The organism is Afipia sp. Root123D2, assembly GCF_001425835.1.
GTDB lineage: Bacteria > Pseudomonadota > Alphaproteobacteria > Rhizobiales > Xanthobacteraceae > Afipia.
Genome location: NZ_LMDP01000004.1, coordinates 35313 through 52606 on the forward strand (window position 1 = coordinate 35313; position 17294 = coordinate 52606).

Genomic DNA, 17294 nt, shown 5'->3' on the forward strand with positions numbered 1-17294 from the left:
GCGGTTTACGATTCACCCATGAATTCCCGGCGTCGCCGCTCGGCTTCCTCGGCATAGCGCCGCAGGGCGTGGGCTTCGGTGAGAAGGCCGATGACGCGGTTCTGATCGGCAGGATCGACGACCGCGAGCGTTTCGGCTTCAGCGGCGTCGAACGTGGACATCGCTTGCTGCACATTCATCGACGGCAGCAGCATGGCATCGCGGTGGTGGACGATGCTCTCGAGCCTGGCGGCCGGATCGGCCTCCTGGCTGTGGGCTTCCGCGATGAAGACAAGTCCGACATAGCATTGTTTGTCGTCGACCGCGACAACCTGCGTTTTCGAGCCCAGCGGAAATGTCTTGCCGAATTCGCCCACGGTGACGTCGATATTTATCGTGGTCACATCGGTTCGCATCAAGCGGGCGACGGTGAGATCGCGAATCCAGCCGACATCGGCCGCGCTGCGGATGGTTTCGCCGCGCAGATGCAGCCGCCAGGTGGCGAACGAATAGCCGAACAGCTCGCGGGTGATCAGCGTCGAGATGATCACCGCGACCAGCACAGCCGTCGTGAGCCAAAGATTGCCGGTCGATTCGAGGGCGATGAACGACATCGTCAGCGGCCCGCCGATCACCGATGCCGATAGCGCGCTCATTCCGATGATCGCATAGACATTGGGATCGAGGCCAAGGCCCGGCCACACGTGGTTCAATCCCGCGACGAACAGATGGCCGCCCAGTGCGCCCAGCAGAAGCGATGCGAAGAACAGGCCGCCGCGGAAGCCGGTGCCCAGCGATGCGATTGAAGCAAGAGTCTTCAGCGCGAAGATGATCGCAATGGTGGCGAGCGGCAGCTGGACCATGCCGGTGAGGCGCAGCGCACCATGGCCGGACGACATCACCTGCGGTGTCACCAGCGCAAGGAGACCGACGATCAATCCGCCGAGGGCAGGGCGGAGCGGCGGCCAGATCCGTGATTTCGACAGCAGTTTTTCCAGCAGCGCCACACCGCGCATGATGCCGATGCCGAGGAGAGCGGCAATAGCGCCGAGGCAACTGGCGATCGCCAGATCGTGCCCCAGAATATCTCCGAACTCGCCGGCGAAAACGCCAAGCGAGGTCGGCGTAAACAATCTCGTCACGAAATAACCGGTCACAGCCGACACACCGACAGGCGCAAGACTGGCGGCGGTATAGCTGCCGATGATCAGCTCGAACGCATAGAACGCACCGGCCAGCGGCGCGCCGAACGCTCCGGCAATCGCCGCCGCCGCGCCGCAGCCGACCATGACGCGCTGGTCCGCGCGGCGCAGGTGGAAGCCGCGCCCGAGCGACGCAGCGAGCCCGCTGGACAATTGCGTGTAACCGGCCTCGAGTCCGACCGACGCGCCGACGCCGCTCGACCAGATGGTTTGCAACGCCACGATGACGCTGCCGCGAAACGACATGCGCCCGCCATGAAGGGCGTTGGCCTCGATCGGGTCGACCTCGCGCGCCGGCCGCCAGCGGATCAGCACCAGAAAGACGATCCCCAGCACGAGGCCGCCCGCGGTGGGGACGATAACGGCGCGCAGCGGGTCGATGCTGCTTTGACTGGACAGGCGCGCACCGAGAGGGATGTCGAACAGGACGGCATGAAGCAGGCTGACCGCGCCGCTCATGGCGGCCACCGTGAGGCCGCTGATAGCGCCGACCAGCGCGGCGAGCACGATCAGGCTGGATTCGCGGGCGCGGACGAATGCCCTGAGCCGTCGGGGGGCCTCGAGGAAGCTGGTCGTCGCCGCCATTGCAGGAATCCGGATTGGCCTCCGGATCTGATGGCCCGGAATCGGAATTTAGCGGCCGCCGGACCTCCCGGCTAGGCCGGACATGTTGCAGAAAAGCAGCCTTGCTCTGTGCTGACGGTAGGTCTGCTCTTCCAATGGCGAAGCGAGGTTTACATTGCCGCTGCGCTTGGGCAACAAGTGCCGAAGTAATCTCTGATGGAAATGATCGATGAATATTCTGCCGGGCAATTTACGTTTCGGAGCGGGGCAGCCGGTCAAGCGGCTGGAGGATCAGCGGCTGTTGACCGGCAAGGGCCAATTCATCGACGATAAGCCGGATGAGCGCACACTCTGGCTTCATGTGCTCCGTTCGCCTCATGCCCATGCCAAAATCGGCGCCATCGATACGGCGGCCGCAGCCGCGATGCCGGGGGTCGAAGCGGTCTTCACCGGCGCCGATCTGGAGGCCGACAAGATCGGCTCGATTCCGACCCTGCCGATTTTCAAGCGGCCCGATGGCTCGCCGATGCAGTCGCCGCCGCGCCGGCTTCTGGCTCATGAGATCGTGCGCTTCGTCGGCGAGCCTGTGGTCGCCATCATCGCCACCTCGCGGGTGATTGCGCAAACCGCAGCCGAGGCGGTCGTTGTGGATTACGAGTCGCTTCCGGCCGTCACCGATCCGGTTAAGGCGGTCGAGCCCGGCTCGCCGGTGGTGTGGCCCGATGCGCCTGACAATATTGCTGCTGCGATGAGCTACGGCGATGCGGAAAAGGTCGAGGCCGTCTTCAAGTCGGCGGCGCATGTGGTGTCGCTCGATGTCGCGAGCCAGCGTCTCGTGCCGTCGGCGATGGAGCCGCGCAGCACGATTGCCGAGGTCGATCCGAAGACCAAGCGGCTGACCCTCCACATCCAGTCACAGACACCGACCTCGACCCGTGACGTTCTCGCCGATGCGGTTCTCAAGCGGCCGAAGGACAGCATCCATGTGCTGGTCGGCGATATCGGCGGCGGTTTCGGGCAGAAGACCAATCTTTATCCGGAAGACGGCATTGTTGCTTACGCTGCCGTCAAGCTAGGCAAGAAAATCCGCTGGCGCGGCGAGCGCACCGACGATTTCGTCGGCGGCACCCACGGCCGCGACCTCACTTCGACCGGAGAATTCGCGCTCGATGCCAAGGGGCGCGTGCTGGCGTTCCGCGTGCGCTCGATCGGCTGCACCGGCGCCTATCTCAGCGGCGCAGCCGTTATCATTCCGCTGGTGCTCGGGCCATTCGTCCAGACCGGGGTCTACGATCTTCCGCTCGTTCACTTCGAGGTCAAGGCGGTGCTGACCAACACCGCGCCGACCGGCGCCTATCGCGGCGCAGGCCGACCCGAGGCGGTGTTCATCGTCGAACGGCTGATGGATGCCGCCGCGCGTCAGCTCGGCATGGACCCGCGCGCCATCCGCAAGGTCAATTTCATCAAGCCGAAGCAGTTGCCTTATACCAACGCCGTTGGGCAGGTGTACGACAGCGGCGCATTCGCACACATGCTCGACAGGGCTTCGGAGCTTTCGGATTGGGATGGCTTTGCCGCACGCAAGAAGGCAGCGAAGAAGAAGGGACTGCTCTATGGCCGGGGCCTGACCAGCTACATCGAATGGACCGGCGGCCGTGCGCACAGCGAGAAGGTCAGCCTTCATGCGACCGCCGACGGTCGCATCGTGCTGCATTCGGGCACGCAGGCGATGGGGCAGGGACTGCAAACCAGCTACTCGCAGATGATCGCGGCGGCACTCGGCGTTTCGATCGACAAGATCGATGTCGTCCAGGGCAACACCGATCTCGCGCAAGGCTTCGGCAGCGTCGGCTCGCGCTCGCTGTTCGTCGGCGGAACGGCGGTGGCGGTCTCGACGGCGGATTTGATCCGGAAGGCGCGCGAGAAAGCCTCTCATGTGCTCGAGGCGTCACTCGACGACATCGAATATGGCGACGGCTGGCTGACGGTGGTCGGCACCGACCGCCGCGTCAACCTGTTCGACATCGCGAAGAATGAGGAAGGCGCCAAGCTCAGCGTCGACAGTCAGGGCGATGTCGATGGGCCGAGCTGGCCGAACGGCACGCACATCTGCGAAGTCGAGATCGATCCGGAAACCGGCATGACCAAGGTGGTGCGCTACACCACGGTCGATGATGTTGGCGTCGCAGTGAATCCGATGCTGGTCGAGGGTCAGGTTCATGGCGGTATCGCGCAGGGTATCGGCCAGGCGCTCTACGAAGGCGTCGTCTACGATTCCGACGGTCAGCTCCTTACTGCGAGCTATCAGGACTACTGTATTCCGCGCGCCGACGACATTCCGCAAATCAAGGTGACGATCGACGATTCCGCGCCGTGCCAGACCAACCCGCTCGGCGCCAAGGGCTGCGGCGAATCCGGGGCGATCGGCGGCCCGCCATGCATCGCCAATGGTGTGATGGATGCGCTGGCGCCGCGCGGCATCAGCGGACTGCAGACGCCGCTGACGCCCATGAAGATCTGGCAGGCTATCCAGGACGCGAAATCAGCGTAAGGGGATATTCGACGGCGAGAGCTACGCCTGGTGACGCTGCTGAGTGGGCTCGTTCTCATCGCAGCCCATTCAGTTGTCGTCGCGGCGAAGGCCGGGACCCATGACCGCAAGGGTGTGTGCTTTTGAAGGTTGTCTTGCTCCAGCATCCCGCAGAAGGCCGCTTGTCCAAGGACTATGGGTCCCGGCCTTCGCCGGGACGACTCGCGGCCGGAGAATAATCTCCGCTATCCGCCTTGCAGGGGAGCAAATCTCTCTACCTGCGACACCGGCAATGAAATTTCCTTTTTAATTTCAGCTACTTATAGACCATTTTTCTCCGGTCTATTACATCAACGACACAATTTTAATGCTGGATCGGCTGAAGGTGCTCCTGCCATGCCAAGTCTGTCGGTGTCTCTCGGGTTTGCGATCGGTCTTACGTTTGGTGTTGTCGGCCTTGTGAGTGGCTTCTGCCTCATGAGTAGCCTGCGCGATTGGTGGACCGCCAATGACGGCCGCAAGGTTCGCAGCTTCGCGCTTGCGCTCGCAATTGCCATTTTGGGCACCCAATTCCTGGCGGGCTCCGGTCTCGTCGATATCGCCAAGTCGCTGTATCTGCAGCCGTCGTTCTCCGCGCCGGTGATGTTCGCAGGCGGCCTGTTGTTCGGTATCGGCATGGTGCTGTCGAACGGCTGCGCCTCGCGTGCGCTGGTTCTGCTCGGCAAGGGCAATCTGCGTTCGCTGGTCGTGATCACCGTGATCGGCATTGCCGCGCAGATGACCCTCAAGGGTCTGCTTGCTCCGGCGCGTCTTGCCTTCATTCAGTGGAGTCAGACCACGGCCTCTGCTGTATCCCTTCCTGATCTGCTCGCAACGCTGGGCATCGATGAAGCCGCGGCTCGCATCGCGGTCGCGCTGATCGTCAGTGGCGCCCTTCTGATCTTCGCATTCTCCGACCGCCAGTTCCGCCGCACGCCGGTGCAGATTGTCGCCGGCATCCTGGTCGGATTGCTGGTGCCCGCGGGCTGGATCGCGACCGGCTGGCTTGGGGCCGATGAATTCAATCCGATCCCGGTGACGTCGCTGACGTTCGTATCGCCGCTGGCGGACTCGGTGCAGTACGTGATGCTGTCGACCGGCATGACGCTGAATTTCGGCATCGCGGTTGTGGCGGGTGTGCTCACCGGCAGCTTGCTGACGGCCGTGCTGACCGGACGCTTCCAGCTTGAGGGTTACACCTCGCCGAATCACATGGTGAGCTCGATCTCCGGCGCTGCGCTGATGGGCATCGGCGGTGCGATGGCCTACGGTTGCTCGATCGGGCAGGGCCTCACGGGCGTCTCGACGCTGGCGATACCCTCGCTCGTCGCGGCCGCCGGTATCTTGGCCGGTGCGGCGGTCGCGATCCGTCGCGGCGCGGTGGTCCCGGTGCTTGCGACGCGGTAAATCCATCCGCATTCGCGATCACGCCAAGATGGTTTTGCCATATTGGATGCGTTAGACTCGCATCGGCCGAACGCGATGTGCGTGTATTGGCCGAGGTACCGGGACATGAATCGGCGTCAATTGCTGGTGAGTATTTTGAGCGCGTCAGCCGCGTTGGCGGCTGCGCGCGGCGCATCGGCTCAGACCGACGCCCCGGCCGTCAAACCGCCGGAAGACAAGCCGTTCGCGGAACATTTCGTCGCGCTCCAACTCTCCGATTCCGATCCCAAGAAAGAGCGGCTGGTGCTGAGCGTCGCCAGCAATCTGCTGAAAGCCTATGGCGCCGACAAGGTCGCGATCGAGGTCGTGACATTTGGCTCCGGGATCGACCTTCTGCGTGAGACCAATGAGTTCCGTACGCTGGTCGACAGTCTCGTCACCCAGGGCGTGCGCTTCGACGTTTGCGGCAACACGCTGGACACCATCGAACGCGAAACCGGCAAGCGTCCGGCCATCAATCCGAAAGCGATTGAGGTGCAGGTCGGCGTCGCGCAATTGATTACGTTAAGCCGCAGCGGTTACACCGTTGTCCGTCCTTGAGAAGGAGTTTTGAGATGCGTTTCCTGTGCCAAGCGATTGCAGCTGTCATGATGCTGGCGTTTGCGACGTCGGCCGGCCTCGCGGCGGAAGGAAAGCACCATCGCGTCGCCATTCAGGTCGACCAGAACGATCCGCAAATCATGAACCTGGCGCTCAACAACGCGGCCAACATCATGGAGTTCTACAAAGAGAAGGGCGAGACGGTGGATGTCGAGATCATCACCTTTGGCCCCGGTCTTCACATGCTGCGTGAGGACACCTCGCCGGTGAAGGAGCGGATCAAGCAGATCTCGGACCTGAGCTTCCCCAACGACCTCAAGTTCTATGCCTGCGGCAACACCAAGGACGGCATGGAAAAGCACGAGGGCAAGCCGGTCAAGATGATCCCGGAAGCAAAGCTGGTGCAGTCAGGTGCTGTGCGCCTGCTCGAACTGCAGGAAGAGGGCTGGAGCTACCTGCGGCCGTAATCGCGCGGCTTCTAGTCCTGCGGGCGGTTGCGGCTGCGCAGGCTGGCCCAGCCGCGCTGAATCATGTGACGTGTCGATCCGTCGACCAGAATCGCGATGCCGAGCCGCGCGCCAAGCACCATGCCGCCGACCGCGAACGGCCATGACAGTGACAGCATCGATCCGGCGCTGAGGCCCTGGCCGATGGTGCAGCCGCCGGCAAGAATTCCGCCCGCGCCCATCAGGGCGGCCCCCGTGAGATGCCGCCGCATTTCGTGATCGTCGTCGAATGCTTCCCAGCGCAGTTCGTCGGAGATCCATGCGGCAAGGCACGACCCTGCAACGACCCCGAACACGCTGCCGACTCCGAAATCAGCGAAACTCGCAACGTTCAGAATGCCGGCAAAGATCGCCTTGCCGATGGTCGAGACGAAGGTCAGGCTTTGCGGGCGAACCGGCCCGGCGAACTCGTCCGCCAGCGTCGTCGTCACGATCCAGCCGCCGACGATGAGAACGCCGAGGATGATGCCGGCGGACAACAGGCGCGGCGTCCTCCGCAATCGCGGATCACCGAGTGCGAGCCAGCATAGAGTGGCCCCTGCGATCGCGGCCAGCGCAGCGCGCACGTCCAATCCCAGTGCGTGCGAGGACAGCGACGCCATGTCAGAGCCGACGTTCTCCGGCATCGCCACAGCGAAATTCTCCAGAACGCCGATCCGGAAATCGGCCAGCACACCGCGCAATGTGGCGTAGGCCACCGCGCCGAGAACGAGCACGACAACCAGGCTTCGCAAATCGCCGGTGCCGAGCCGCACCAGCGTACCGAATCCGCAGGTGCCGACCATCGCCATGCCGACGCCGAACATCAGGCTGCCGATCATGATCGAGATCAGCGGCAGGGCAGGTGGGGTGAAGGTGGTCAGCTGCGGATCGAGAAACCGGGCGAGGACCAGCGCCTGGGTGCCGAGGATGGCAATGCCGAGAGCGAGCCCGAAAATCCGCATGCGGCGGCTGTCACCGCCCATCAATGCATCCTCGATCGCGCCGAACGTGCACAGCCGTGCGCGGCGCACGGCAAAGCCCGCCATCGCGCCGATCGCGAAACCGCCGATGGCCGGCATCCAGGCAGACATATCCTGCATGGATCTCCTCCCGAATCCGGCGGAAGTCAGCCTCGCGGGCGCTTCCGTCCGCCTGCCGGTCTGGCAGGATTATGGTTTCGCTGCCTCCACGCGCGCGCAGAAGATGTCGTAGACCACCGAGATCACCCGGCGCACGTCATCATTGGCGAGGCTGTAATAGATCGTCTTGCCGTCGCGGCGCGTATCGACCATGCCGTCGTAGCGCAGGCGCGCGAGCTGCTGCGACACCGCGGACTGGCGCAGCGACAGGATGTTTTCCAGCTCGGTCACGGAACGTTCGCGCTCGGCCAGCAGGCACAGCAGCAGGAGACGGTTTTCGTGTGACAGCGCCTTGAGGAAGTTGCTGGCCTTGCGCGCCTTGCGCATGAGCTGGTCGAGCTCGGGCGAGTATTCCGCGCCGTCGCGCAGTTCGTTTTCCAGATCGGATGAAAGAATCGATGTCATGGCGGCCAGCGTTTCGTTTTCGGATCGATGGAAGATCGTCAGGTTCGATTGGGTTCGGAGTGGGGTGTTTCGATCTTGGCCGCCAGCGCGGCGAGCAGCCCCCAGAACGATTCATCGTTGGCATAGCCGGTGATGCGGCCGATCTCCCGACCGTTATCCACCACGACGAAGGTCGGCGTGTAGCGAACCGGCGCGGCAAGGACGATGCCCTCGGCCTTTTGGCGGTCGACATCGATCCGGCGCAGCGGCAGCAGCTTGGCTTCTTCGGTCCTGCTGTAAATCGGGGCGATGGCCTTGTCCCAGCGCTGGCACCACACGCAGCCGGCGCGCTCGAACATCACAAGTTCGGAGGCGCGCGCGAGCGTCAGCCCAGACAGGCTGAGCGTCGCCACGGCGAGGGCGATCGCCAAGGATTTTTGCAGTGTCTTTGCGAACATGTGATACATATAGACGAATTCGCATGTATCTACCAGTACCGGAAAAGCCGTGGTTTCTTCTATTTCGCTAATGGGTGCGCTGGGTGCGGGGTTCTTGTCGTTCCTCTCGCCCTGCGTTTTGCCGCTGGTTCCGCCGTATCTATGCTTTCTCGCCGGCGTGAGCCTCGATGACCTGACCCGGAGCGATGCACAGCAAAGCAGATTCCCCCAGCGGCGCGTGGTCGCGATGTCGGTGGCGTTCGTGCTCGGCTTTGCCACGGTGTTCGTCGCGCTTGGGGCGTCGGCCTCGGCGATCGGCAAGACGGTGACGGAGCACTTCGAAACGCTCGGCATCATCGCGGGCGTGATCATTCTCATTCTCGGCCTGCATTTCCTCGGCGTGTTCAGGATCGGCCTGCTGTTTCGCGAAGCCCGTTTTCAGACCGCGCGCAAGCCGGCTGGTTTTCTCGGCGCCTATCTGGTCGGCCTCGCATTCGCTTTTGGCTGGACGCCGTGCGTCGGGCCGGTACTGGCGGCGATTCTCCTGGTTGCCGGCGTCGAAGGATCGGCGGCGCAGGGCGCGCTGCTGCTCGGCGCTTATGCGCTGGGAATCGGAATTCCGTTCGTGCTGGCGTCGCTGTTCTCCGGCCCCTTCATCCGGCTGATGGCGCGCTGGCGCAGCCACATGGGTACTGTCGAGAAGGTGATCGGCGGCAGCCTTGTCCTGACCGGGGTTCTGTTTTTGACTGGCGGCATGCCGCGGATCGCCGGCTGGCTGCTGGAGACATTTCCCGCGTTTGGAACGATCGGCTGACGCGCAGGCAGGGAGACTTTTCGTGACGACGCAAAATCATCTTCTAACCAGGCGTCATGCTGTTGCGCTGCTTGGCCTCGGTGCGCTGGGTCTGCGGACTGCTCCGGCGATCGCCAAGGCGCGGCTCGGCGACGACGGGCTCTATCAGGAAGACTGGTATCTCGAGAGCTTTCTCGACGTGTCCGAGGATCTCGCGGGCGCGACCGCCAAGGGCAAGCGCTTCGCGATCCTGTGGGGGCTGAAGGGCTGCCCGTACTGCAAGAAGATGCACGAGGTCCACATGATGGACCCGAAGATCGAGAGCTACATCCGCGATAATTTCGAGATTTTGCATCTCAATCATATCGGCTCGCGCGAGGTCACTGATTTCGATGGCCGCAAGCTGACCGAGAAGGCGTTCGGCGAGGCTTATGGCATCCGCTATACGCCGACCGTTCAGTTCTTTCCGGCTTCGACCGATGGACTCGCGGGAAAGAAAGGGCAGGCACGGGAGGTTGCGCGGATGCCCGGCCTGCTGGAGCCGCCGGAATTTCTCGCGATGTTCCGCTACGTGCGCGAGGAAGGCTACAAGTCCGCGCCGTTTCCGGAGTGGCTGAAGAAGCAGGCGTGAGAGATTTCACGAACGAGTAATAGCTCGCCCGAGTTTGCAATTCGTCATGGCCGGGCTTGACCCGGCCATCCATGCCTTTCGTCATATATTCCAAGGGAAGACGTAGATCACCGGGACAAGCCCGGTGATGACGGATTGATGTCATTGCGACATCGTGGCTGTTATTCAGAAATCCAGCTTGTCCTGGATCGCGGCGATGCCCGCCTTGGCGCAGGCATCGTCGGATTCGCCGCCCGGCGCACCGGACACGCCGATGGCGCCGACAGTCGAACCGCCGGCTTCAATCCTCATCCCGCCGCCCAGCACCACAACGTTTGGCAACTGGCGCAAGCCGGCTTGCGGCATGCCGGGCTTGGTCAGCGCATCAAGCTCGGTTGTGTTGGTGCGGAATGTCGCCGCGGTCCAAGCCTTGCCGGTTGCTGTCGGCGGCGTGTGCGGGCCGGCGAAACGATCGCGCAGTAGCACTTGCGGCGTGCCAAAGCGGTCGACAACCGCAACAGCTACCTGAAAACCCTGCTTCTGACATTCGGCGAGCGCAGCGCGCGCGGCATCGAGGGCAACCTCGAGGCCGAGCGATTTGTAGGTGACCGTCGCGTCCTGCGCCCGCACCGGGAGAGAGGTAAGGAGGCAGATCGCCGAAACCGCCAGCAAATGATGCATCCTCATGTGGTCCTCCGTCCTAGAGTGTTCACCGTTTCACGGAAACGGAGAACGACTCTAGATTTCTATTTTGACGCGTTTTCTTCACGCGAACCGGAATCCACTTCGCTTGAAAACGCTATAACGCATTCGCTTACTTGTTGACCGGCGATTCCGGATCGAACAGCAGCGCGACGATGTCCTTGATCTGCTGCTCGGTCAGCACGTGATTGGCGCCGAACCGCGGCATCTGCGAACACGCGAACAGAGCCTGCGCGTCATAGACCTTGGTGTAGGCGCGCTTGATCTCTTCCGGCTCGTATTTGCGGTCCTTGCCATAGTGCAGCAGGCTCGGGCCGATCGTGCCGTAGCTCAGTTCCTTGGCATCGAGCTGATGGCAGGCGTAGCAATTGGCGCCGCTCACCGTGCCCGGCTTGTCGGAGAACTGGCCGCCCCGGCCGTTCTTGGCGACCTTCATACCTTCTTTCCAGTCGCCCATCATCTTGCCGTCGGCCGGATACGCCACCTTCGCCAGTTCGCGCGCCATGATCTTCTCCGCCTCGGCGGTCGGAACATTGTTGCGATACTGGTTGCAGGTCTTGAGCGTTTCATCCGGCTGGATGCGGTCCTGCCATTCCTGCGGCGCCTTGCCGAAGGTCGACTTGATGTAGGCTTCCACCACGGCCGGATCGGGATGCTTGATCGCGGTCTGGGCCGACGCGGTGAAGGGCAGGGCGGTGATGCCGGCAGCGAGAATCAGCGCGGCGAGTTTCAACGTCGTTTTCATATCGCGCTCTCCTCAGCGTTTAATCGACGGGACCTGGACTTCACCGCCGACTGCCTGTGTCTGCAGGAAGACGTTGAGCGCGGTGAGGGCGTCCGACGCGTATTCAGGTTTTGGCCAGCGCTGCTGCCGATAGCAGTCGTAAAGACGATGCTGCATGGTCCGCACCGTGCTCTGCGACACGCGATAGGCGGGCCAGGCGCCCATGGTCTGTTGGGCCTGCTTGCCGGGCTTTGCGAGGTCCGGAAGGTTCTGCAGGCGAATGCGCTTGCCTTCGTCGGCATGGCAGGTCGCGCAGGAGAAATCGTTCACCCCGCCGCGGCGGAAGAACAGTTCCTCGCCGACCGCAGCCATTTCCTTTTCCTTCGGATGGCTCTGCGGAACGTTGATCTTCATGCCGCTCGATTTGTTCGCGACATAGGCGACGATGTCCTCGATCTCGGAGGGGTTTCCGGTGGAGGCGAACGGGCGGGCGACGATGTTCTTGGTGTCGAATCCTTGGCCGTTTTGCATGCACCACAGGAGGCGTTGTTCGAGATCCATCACCTTGTCGGTGTCGGCGAAGTAGCGTGGCAGTTGGGCGTAAGCACCTTCGAGCTTGCCGGCGCCGAGGCCGAGGTCGCAGCCTTCAAGCGAGACGTTCTTGGTGCCGCGCTTCTCATGCCAGAGCGCCTCGCCGCGATCGACCGCCAGGAAACCGGGGTTCGACATCGGGTCGGAGATCATCTCCCGATAGCGTTCGATTTCCTTCTCGGTGTCTTGCGCGTGCACTGCAGCGAAAGATGCGCAAAGGATCGCCGCCGCGATCGCCGAATGGATAATTGTGCGTCTCATGTGTCTCCTCCATATCCGGAAGGCCATCTTTTGCGGCCTTTGCGGCTTTGGGTCAGCTCCGACATCTTTACATTCAAGAAAAACAATATAATGATGTGAGCAGATCATGATAGATCAGACTTGGCATCGTCAAGCGATACTATCGTCAAGGGATGCGAAAGAACGCCCCTCAGGAGGACTACGATGATTCTGAAGTCGGTTGAAACAACCCGCCGCGAAACACTGACGCTCGCGGCCATTGCCGGGCTCGCGGCGTTTCTTGCACCGCGCATTTCCGTGGCGGACGAGAAGGTCGTCGCCGCTGAAATCCAGAAGCTCTACGGCGACAAGAAAATGGAAAGCGGCAAGGTCAAGCTCGAGGTGCCGGAGATCGCCGAGAATGGTCTGGTCGTGCCGGTTAACGTTGAGGTTGAGAGCCCGATGACCGACAAGGACTACGTCAAGGCGGTTCACGTGTTCGCCGACGGTAATCCGCTTCCCGGCGTCGTCAGCTACAAGTTCACGCCGGCATGCGGCAAGGCGGCGGCATCGACCCGGATGCGCCTCGCGCAGACCCAGAACATTATCTGCATCGCGGAAATGTCGGACGGCAAGCTCTACACCGCCAAGGCGAACGTGAAAGTGACCATCGGCGGCTGCGGCGGCTAATAGCCGCGCATCACCCCGATCGAAACAATTCAAGGCGAGGAATTCTCACATGGCGACCAAATCGACACCGCGCGTTCGCGTTCCGGCATCCGCCAAGCCCGGCGAAATCATCGAGATCAAGACTCTCATCTCGCACGAGATGGAATCCGGCCAGCGCAAGGATTCGGCCGGCAAGCCGATCCCGCGCAGGATCATCAACAAGTTTACCGCTGCTTTCAACGGCAAGGTGGTGTTCGAGGCCGACTGGAATCCCGCCATCTCGGCAAATCCGTATCAGTCGTTCTTCTACAAGGCCGCCGAGCCCGGCGAGTTCACCTTCACCTGGAAGGACGACGATGGCTCGGAATACACGGCCAAGAACAAGCTGAACGTTGCCTGATCTGACGGCACGCCAGAGTTTCTGAACATATTCCCTTCTTCGCGAAGGGATCGAGGATGGATCGATGATATCGAGGCGGGATTTCCTGCAGGCGACTGCGGCTGCGTCGGCGCTGCTCACCGGAAGCGGATACGGATCGCTCGGCCGAGCTGCCGCTCAACAGCGGCTGACGCAGACGGACATTCTGAAGTTCGATCCGCTCGGCACCGTCACCATTCTCTACATTGCGGATACCCACGCGCAGCTGATGCCGCTGTATTTCCGCGAGCCGTCGGTCAATCTCGGCGTCGGTGAGGATCGCGGCCTGCCGCCGCACATCACCGACGAGGCGTTCCGGAAGTATTTCCACATCGCTGCCGGTTCGGCTGACGCCTACGCGCTGACCGCCGACGACTTCGTGTCGCTTGCCCGCAACTACGGCAAGATGGGCGGCATGGATCGCATAGCGACGCTCGTCAACGCGGTGCGCGCCGAGCGCGGCGACGACAAGGTGCTGTTGCTCGACGGCGGCGACACCTGGCAGGGCAGCTGGACTTCGCTGCAGACCAAGGCGCAGGACATGGTCGATGTCATGTCGGCGCTCAAGACCGACGCGATGGTCGGCCATTGGGAATTCACCTACGGCGCCGATCGCGTCAAGGAAATCGCCGACTCGGCGTCGTTTGCTTTCCTTGCGCAGAATATCCGCGATAACGAATGGCAGGAGCCGGTGTTCGAGGGCCGCAAGGTGTTCGAGCGCGGCGGCGCCAAGGTCGCCGTCATCGGTCAGGCCTTGCCTCGCACGGCGGTCGCCAATCCGCGCTGGATGTTCCCGAAATGGGAATTCGGCATCCGCGAGGAGGACATGCAGAAGCAGGTCGACGACGCGCGCGCTGAGGGGGCCGACATCGTTGTGCTGCTGTCTCATGACGGTTTCGACGTCGATCGCAAGCTCGCAAGCCGCGTCAAAGGCATCGACGTCATTCTCACGGCGCACACCCATGATGCGATGCCGGGCCTGATCAAGGTCGACGACACCGTGCTGGTGGCCACCGGCTCGCACGGCAAGTTCCTGTCGCGCCTCGATCTCGAGGTGAAGAACAAGAAGGTTACCGGCGTACGCTTCAAGCTGATGCCGGTGTTCACCGATGCGATCAAGCCGGATTCAGCAATGACCGCGCTGGTCGAGAAGGTGAGAGCGCCTTACGCCAAGGACCTCGCCCGTGTCGTCGGTAAGACCGATTCGTTGCTCTACCGTCGCGGCAATTTCAACGGCACCTTCGACGATCTGATCTGTAACGCGATCATGTCGGAGCGCGATGTCGAGATATCGCTGTCGCCGGGCTTCCGTTGGGGCGGCAGCCTGCTTCCGGGGCAGGCGATCACCTGGGAAGACATCACCAACGCCACCGCGATCACCTATCCGAACTGCTATCGCAACGAGATGACCGGCAAGCAGCTCAAGGCTGTACTGGAAGACGTTGCCGACAACATCTTCCACCCCGACCCTTATTTCCAGGGCGGAGGCGACATGGTGCGGATCGGCGGCATGGGTTACGCGATCGACGTGTCCAAGCCGATGGGCTCGCGCATTTCCGACCTTACGCATCTGAAGTCCGGCAAGCCGATCGATGCCGACAAGACCTACACTGTTGCCGGCTGGGCCAGCGTCAACGAGGGCACGCGGGGTCCGCCGATCTGGGACCTGCTGTCGGCGCATATTTCCAAGGCTGGCGAAGTGAAGGTCGAACCGAACACCGCAGTGAAAGTGACGGGAGCCTGACGGCCGGATTGTGCCAGTCGTGTTGCGCCTAACACATTCACATATTGGGATAGATATAGAGAGAAAGGATGCCGCATGAGTGACAAAGCCTCCGCGGATATTCTCAATCGCCGCAGATTTTTGAGTATTGCAGGTTTGGCCGGCGCGGGTGCCGCGATGTCGTCGCTGCCGGCCGTTGCCGAAGGCGCCAAACCCGATCCGCTGATCACCGAAGTGCAGGACTGGGAGCGTTATCTCGGCGATGGCGTCGACAAGCGGCCCTACGGCATGCCGTCGAAGTTCGAGAAGAATGTGATCCGCCGCGACGTGTCGTGGCTGACCGCATCACCGGAATCGTCGGTGAATTTCACGCCGCTTCATGCGCTCGATGGAATCATCACGCCGTCCGGGCTGTGCTTCGAGCGTCATCACGGCGGCGTCGCCGAGATCAACCCGGACGATCACCGGTTGATGATCAACGGTCTCGTCGAGCGGCCGCTGGTGTTCACGATGGACGACATCCGGCGCATGCCGCGCGTCAACAAGATTCACTTCCTCGAATGTGCGGCGAACTCCGGCATGGAGTGGCGCGGCGCGCAGCTCAATGGCTGCCAGTTCACCCACGGCATGGTCCACAACGTCATGTACACCGGCGTCCGGCTGCGGACGCTGCTCGACGAAGCCGGCCTCAAGCCCAACGTAAAATGGCTGATGCTGGAAGGCGCCGATTCCGCCGGCATGAACCGTTCTCTGCCGATCGAAAAGGCGCTCGACGATGTGCTGATCGCGTTCGCGATGAACGGCGAGGCGCTGCGGCCTGAGCAAGGCTATCCGCTGCGCGCGGTCATTCCCGGCTGGGAAGGCAATCTGTGGGTCAAGTGGCTGCGCCGCATCGAAGCCGGTGACAAGCCGTGGGCGACGCGCGAGGAAACCTCCAAGTACACCGATCTTCTGGCTGACGGCCGCTCGCGCAAGCACACCTTCATCATGGATGCGAAGTCGGTGGTGACCAATCCGTCGCCGCAGGCGCCGCTCAAATACAAGGGCCGCAACGTGCTGAGCGGATTCGCCTGGTCGGGCCGCGGCACGGTCAAGCGCGTCGACGTCACTATCGACGGTGGCCGCAACTGGCAGACCGCGCGGATCGACGGCCCGGTGCTCGACAAGTCGCTGGTGCGCTTCTACGTCGACCTCGACTGGGACGGCCGCGAAATGATGATCCAGTCGCGGGCGATGGATTCGACCGGCTACGTCCAGCCGACCAAGGCCGAACTGCGCAAGGTGCGCGGCGTCAACTCGATCTACCACAACAACGGCATTCAGACCTGGCTGGTGCACAAGAGCGGGGAGACCGAGAATGTCGAGATTGCCTAAGTTGCTGGTGCTCGCCGCACTCGGCGGGCTGTCGCTCACTGCTTTTAGCTTGCCAGCGTCGGCGCAACAGGCCGCGTCTTCCAGCGCAACAGCGCACCCGAAAAAACTGGGTCTTGGCCGCGTCGCATTGCCGGAAGAAATCAAGGCGTGGGATACCGATGTGCGGCCGGACGGATTGGGTCTGCCGGTCGGCAAGGGCACGGTGAAGGAAGGCGATGCGCTGTTTCAGGAGCGTTGCGCATCCTGCCACGGCGAATTCGGTGAAGGCGCCGGACGATGGCCGGTTTTGGCGGGCGGCCAGGGTTCGCTGAAAGCGGATCGGCCGGACAAGACCATCGGCTCGTTCTGGCCCGATCTGTCGACGGTGTTCGATTACATTCGCCGGGCGATGCCGTTCGGCAACGCGCAGTCGCTGACCGATGACGAGGCCTATGCTCTGACGGCTTATCTCCTCAGTCTCAATGACATCGTGAAGGATGAGAATTTCGAGCTGAACAACAAGAATTTCACCTCGATCAAGATGCCCAACGCGTCTGCCTTCTATGACGACGATCGCGAAGTTGCGGAAAAGCAATTCTGGGAGAAAGACCCGTGCATGAAGGATTGCCGCGACGCCCCGAAAGTCGTGGGCCGCGCCATGGCGATCGACGTGACGCCTGACAGCAAGGAAGGGCCGAAGGTCGAGTGACCTTGCTCTGGCGCATTGCGGGCATGATCGCCAGA

General features: G+C 62.4%; 18 protein-coding genes. 11 read left to right on the forward strand and 7 right to left on the reverse strand.

Annotated elements, in window-relative coordinates; translation table 11 throughout:
* Positions 1-5: 5 nt before the first annotated feature.
* A complete protein-coding gene (locus ASC80_RS19805; RefSeq protein WP_056301199.1) occupies positions 6-1766 on the reverse strand; it encodes a chloride channel protein in 1761 nt (586 codons plus the stop codon).
* Positions 1767-1974: 208 nt separating this feature from the next.
* Between ASC80_RS19805 and ASC80_RS19810 the strand changes: the two genes are divergently transcribed.
* From ASC80_RS19810 to ASC80_RS19825, 4 genes are all read left to right on the forward strand, one after another.
* On the forward strand, positions 1975-4296 hold the full coding sequence (locus ASC80_RS19810; protein WP_056301200.1) for a xanthine dehydrogenase family protein molybdopterin-binding subunit: 2322 nt from the start codon (positions 1975-1977) through the stop codon (positions 4294-4296).
* Positions 4297-4671: 375 nt separating this feature from the next.
* Complete coding sequence (locus ASC80_RS19815) at positions 4672-5721, forward strand: YeeE/YedE family protein (RefSeq protein ID WP_056301203.1); 1050 nt, start codon at positions 4672-4674, stop codon at positions 5719-5721.
* A gap of 105 nt (positions 5722-5826) precedes the next feature.
* Positions 5827-6300 carry a DsrE family protein gene (locus ASC80_RS19820; RefSeq protein ID WP_056301209.1) on the forward strand — a complete coding sequence of 158 codons (474 nt, stop codon included), beginning with the start codon at positions 5827-5829 and terminating at the stop codon, positions 6298-6300.
* A gap of 14 nt (positions 6301-6314) precedes the next feature.
* Positions 6315-6767, forward strand: a complete 453-nt coding sequence (locus ASC80_RS19825) for a DsrE family protein (protein WP_056301212.1) — start codon at positions 6315-6317, stop codon at positions 6765-6767.
* 11 nt (positions 6768-6778) lie between these two features.
* Here the strand turns inward: ASC80_RS19825 and ASC80_RS19830 are convergent, their stop codons facing one another.
* The 3 genes from ASC80_RS19830 to ASC80_RS19840 all read right to left on the reverse strand — a co-directional run bounded on the left by ASC80_RS19830 (position 6779) and on the right by ASC80_RS19840 (position 8778).
* Entirely contained in the window at positions 6779-7888 is a 1110-nt protein-coding gene (locus ASC80_RS19830; protein WP_056301215.1) for a YeeE/YedE family protein, read from the reverse strand.
* A 69-nt stretch (positions 7889-7957) separates the two neighbouring features.
* On the reverse strand, positions 7958-8332 hold the full coding sequence (locus tag ASC80_RS19835) for an ArsR/SmtB family transcription factor (protein WP_056301218.1): 375 nt from the start codon (positions 8330-8332) through the stop codon (positions 7958-7960).
* Positions 8333-8370: 38 nt separating this feature from the next.
* Positions 8371-8778 (reverse strand): thioredoxin family protein, encoded by a 408-nt coding sequence (locus ASC80_RS19840; RefSeq protein ID WP_200941221.1) that lies wholly within the window; start codon positions 8776-8778, stop codon positions 8371-8373.
* Positions 8779-8818: 40 nt separating this feature from the next.
* On the opposite strand from ASC80_RS19840, the gene ASC80_RS19845 reads away from it, so the two are divergent.
* Both ASC80_RS19845 and ASC80_RS19850 read left to right on the forward strand, forming a co-directional pair.
* Complete coding sequence (locus tag ASC80_RS19845) at positions 8819-9562, forward strand: cytochrome c biogenesis CcdA family protein (RefSeq protein ID WP_056301221.1); 744 nt, start codon at positions 8819-8821, stop codon at positions 9560-9562.
* 22 nt (positions 9563-9584) lie between these two features.
* A complete protein-coding gene (locus ASC80_RS19850) occupies positions 9585-10172 on the forward strand; it encodes a SoxW family protein (protein WP_056301223.1) in 588 nt (195 codons plus the stop codon).
* 165 nt (positions 10173-10337) lie between these two features.
* Here the strand turns inward: ASC80_RS19850 and ASC80_RS19855 are convergent, their stop codons facing one another.
* The 3 genes from ASC80_RS19855 to soxA form a co-directional block, all read right to left on the reverse strand.
* The gene (locus ASC80_RS19855) at positions 10338-10838 is read right to left on the reverse strand and encodes a GlcG/HbpS family heme-binding protein (protein WP_056301226.1); all 501 of its coding nucleotides are present in this window, start codon (positions 10836-10838) and stop codon (positions 10338-10340) included.
* A 127-nt stretch (positions 10839-10965) separates the two neighbouring features.
* A complete protein-coding gene (soxX, locus tag ASC80_RS19860; protein WP_056301228.1) occupies positions 10966-11598 on the reverse strand; it encodes a sulfur oxidation c-type cytochrome SoxX in 633 nt (210 codons plus the stop codon).
* Between the two features lie 12 nt (positions 11599-11610).
* A complete protein-coding gene (soxA, locus tag ASC80_RS19865; protein WP_056301231.1) occupies positions 11611-12429 on the reverse strand; it encodes a sulfur oxidation c-type cytochrome SoxA in 819 nt (272 codons plus the stop codon).
* Between the two features lie 183 nt (positions 12430-12612).
* Between soxA and soxY the strand changes: the two genes are divergently transcribed.
* From soxY to ASC80_RS19890, 5 genes are all read left to right on the forward strand, one after another.
* Complete coding sequence (gene soxY, locus ASC80_RS19870) at positions 12613-13077, forward strand: thiosulfate oxidation carrier protein SoxY (RefSeq protein WP_056301234.1); 465 nt, start codon at positions 12613-12615, stop codon at positions 13075-13077.
* A gap of 49 nt (positions 13078-13126) precedes the next feature.
* The gene (gene soxZ / locus ASC80_RS19875; protein ID WP_056301237.1) at positions 13127-13456 is read left to right on the forward strand and encodes a thiosulfate oxidation carrier complex protein SoxZ; all 330 of its coding nucleotides are present in this window, start codon (positions 13127-13129) and stop codon (positions 13454-13456) included.
* Positions 13457-13520: 64 nt separating this feature from the next.
* A complete protein-coding gene (soxB, locus tag ASC80_RS19880; protein ID WP_056301239.1) occupies positions 13521-15218 on the forward strand; it encodes a thiosulfohydrolase SoxB in 1698 nt (565 codons plus the stop codon).
* A gap of 75 nt (positions 15219-15293) precedes the next feature.
* The gene (gene soxC / locus ASC80_RS19885) at positions 15294-16571 is read left to right on the forward strand and encodes a sulfite dehydrogenase (protein ID WP_056301242.1); all 1278 of its coding nucleotides are present in this window, start codon (positions 15294-15296) and stop codon (positions 16569-16571) included.
* Positions 16555-17259 carry a c-type cytochrome gene (locus ASC80_RS19890; protein WP_056301247.1) on the forward strand — a complete coding sequence of 235 codons (705 nt, stop codon included), beginning with the start codon at positions 16555-16557 and terminating at the stop codon, positions 17257-17259. Before soxC ends, ASC80_RS19890 begins: the two co-directional genes overlap by 17 nt.
* The last annotated feature ends 35 nt before the right edge of the window (positions 17260-17294 follow it).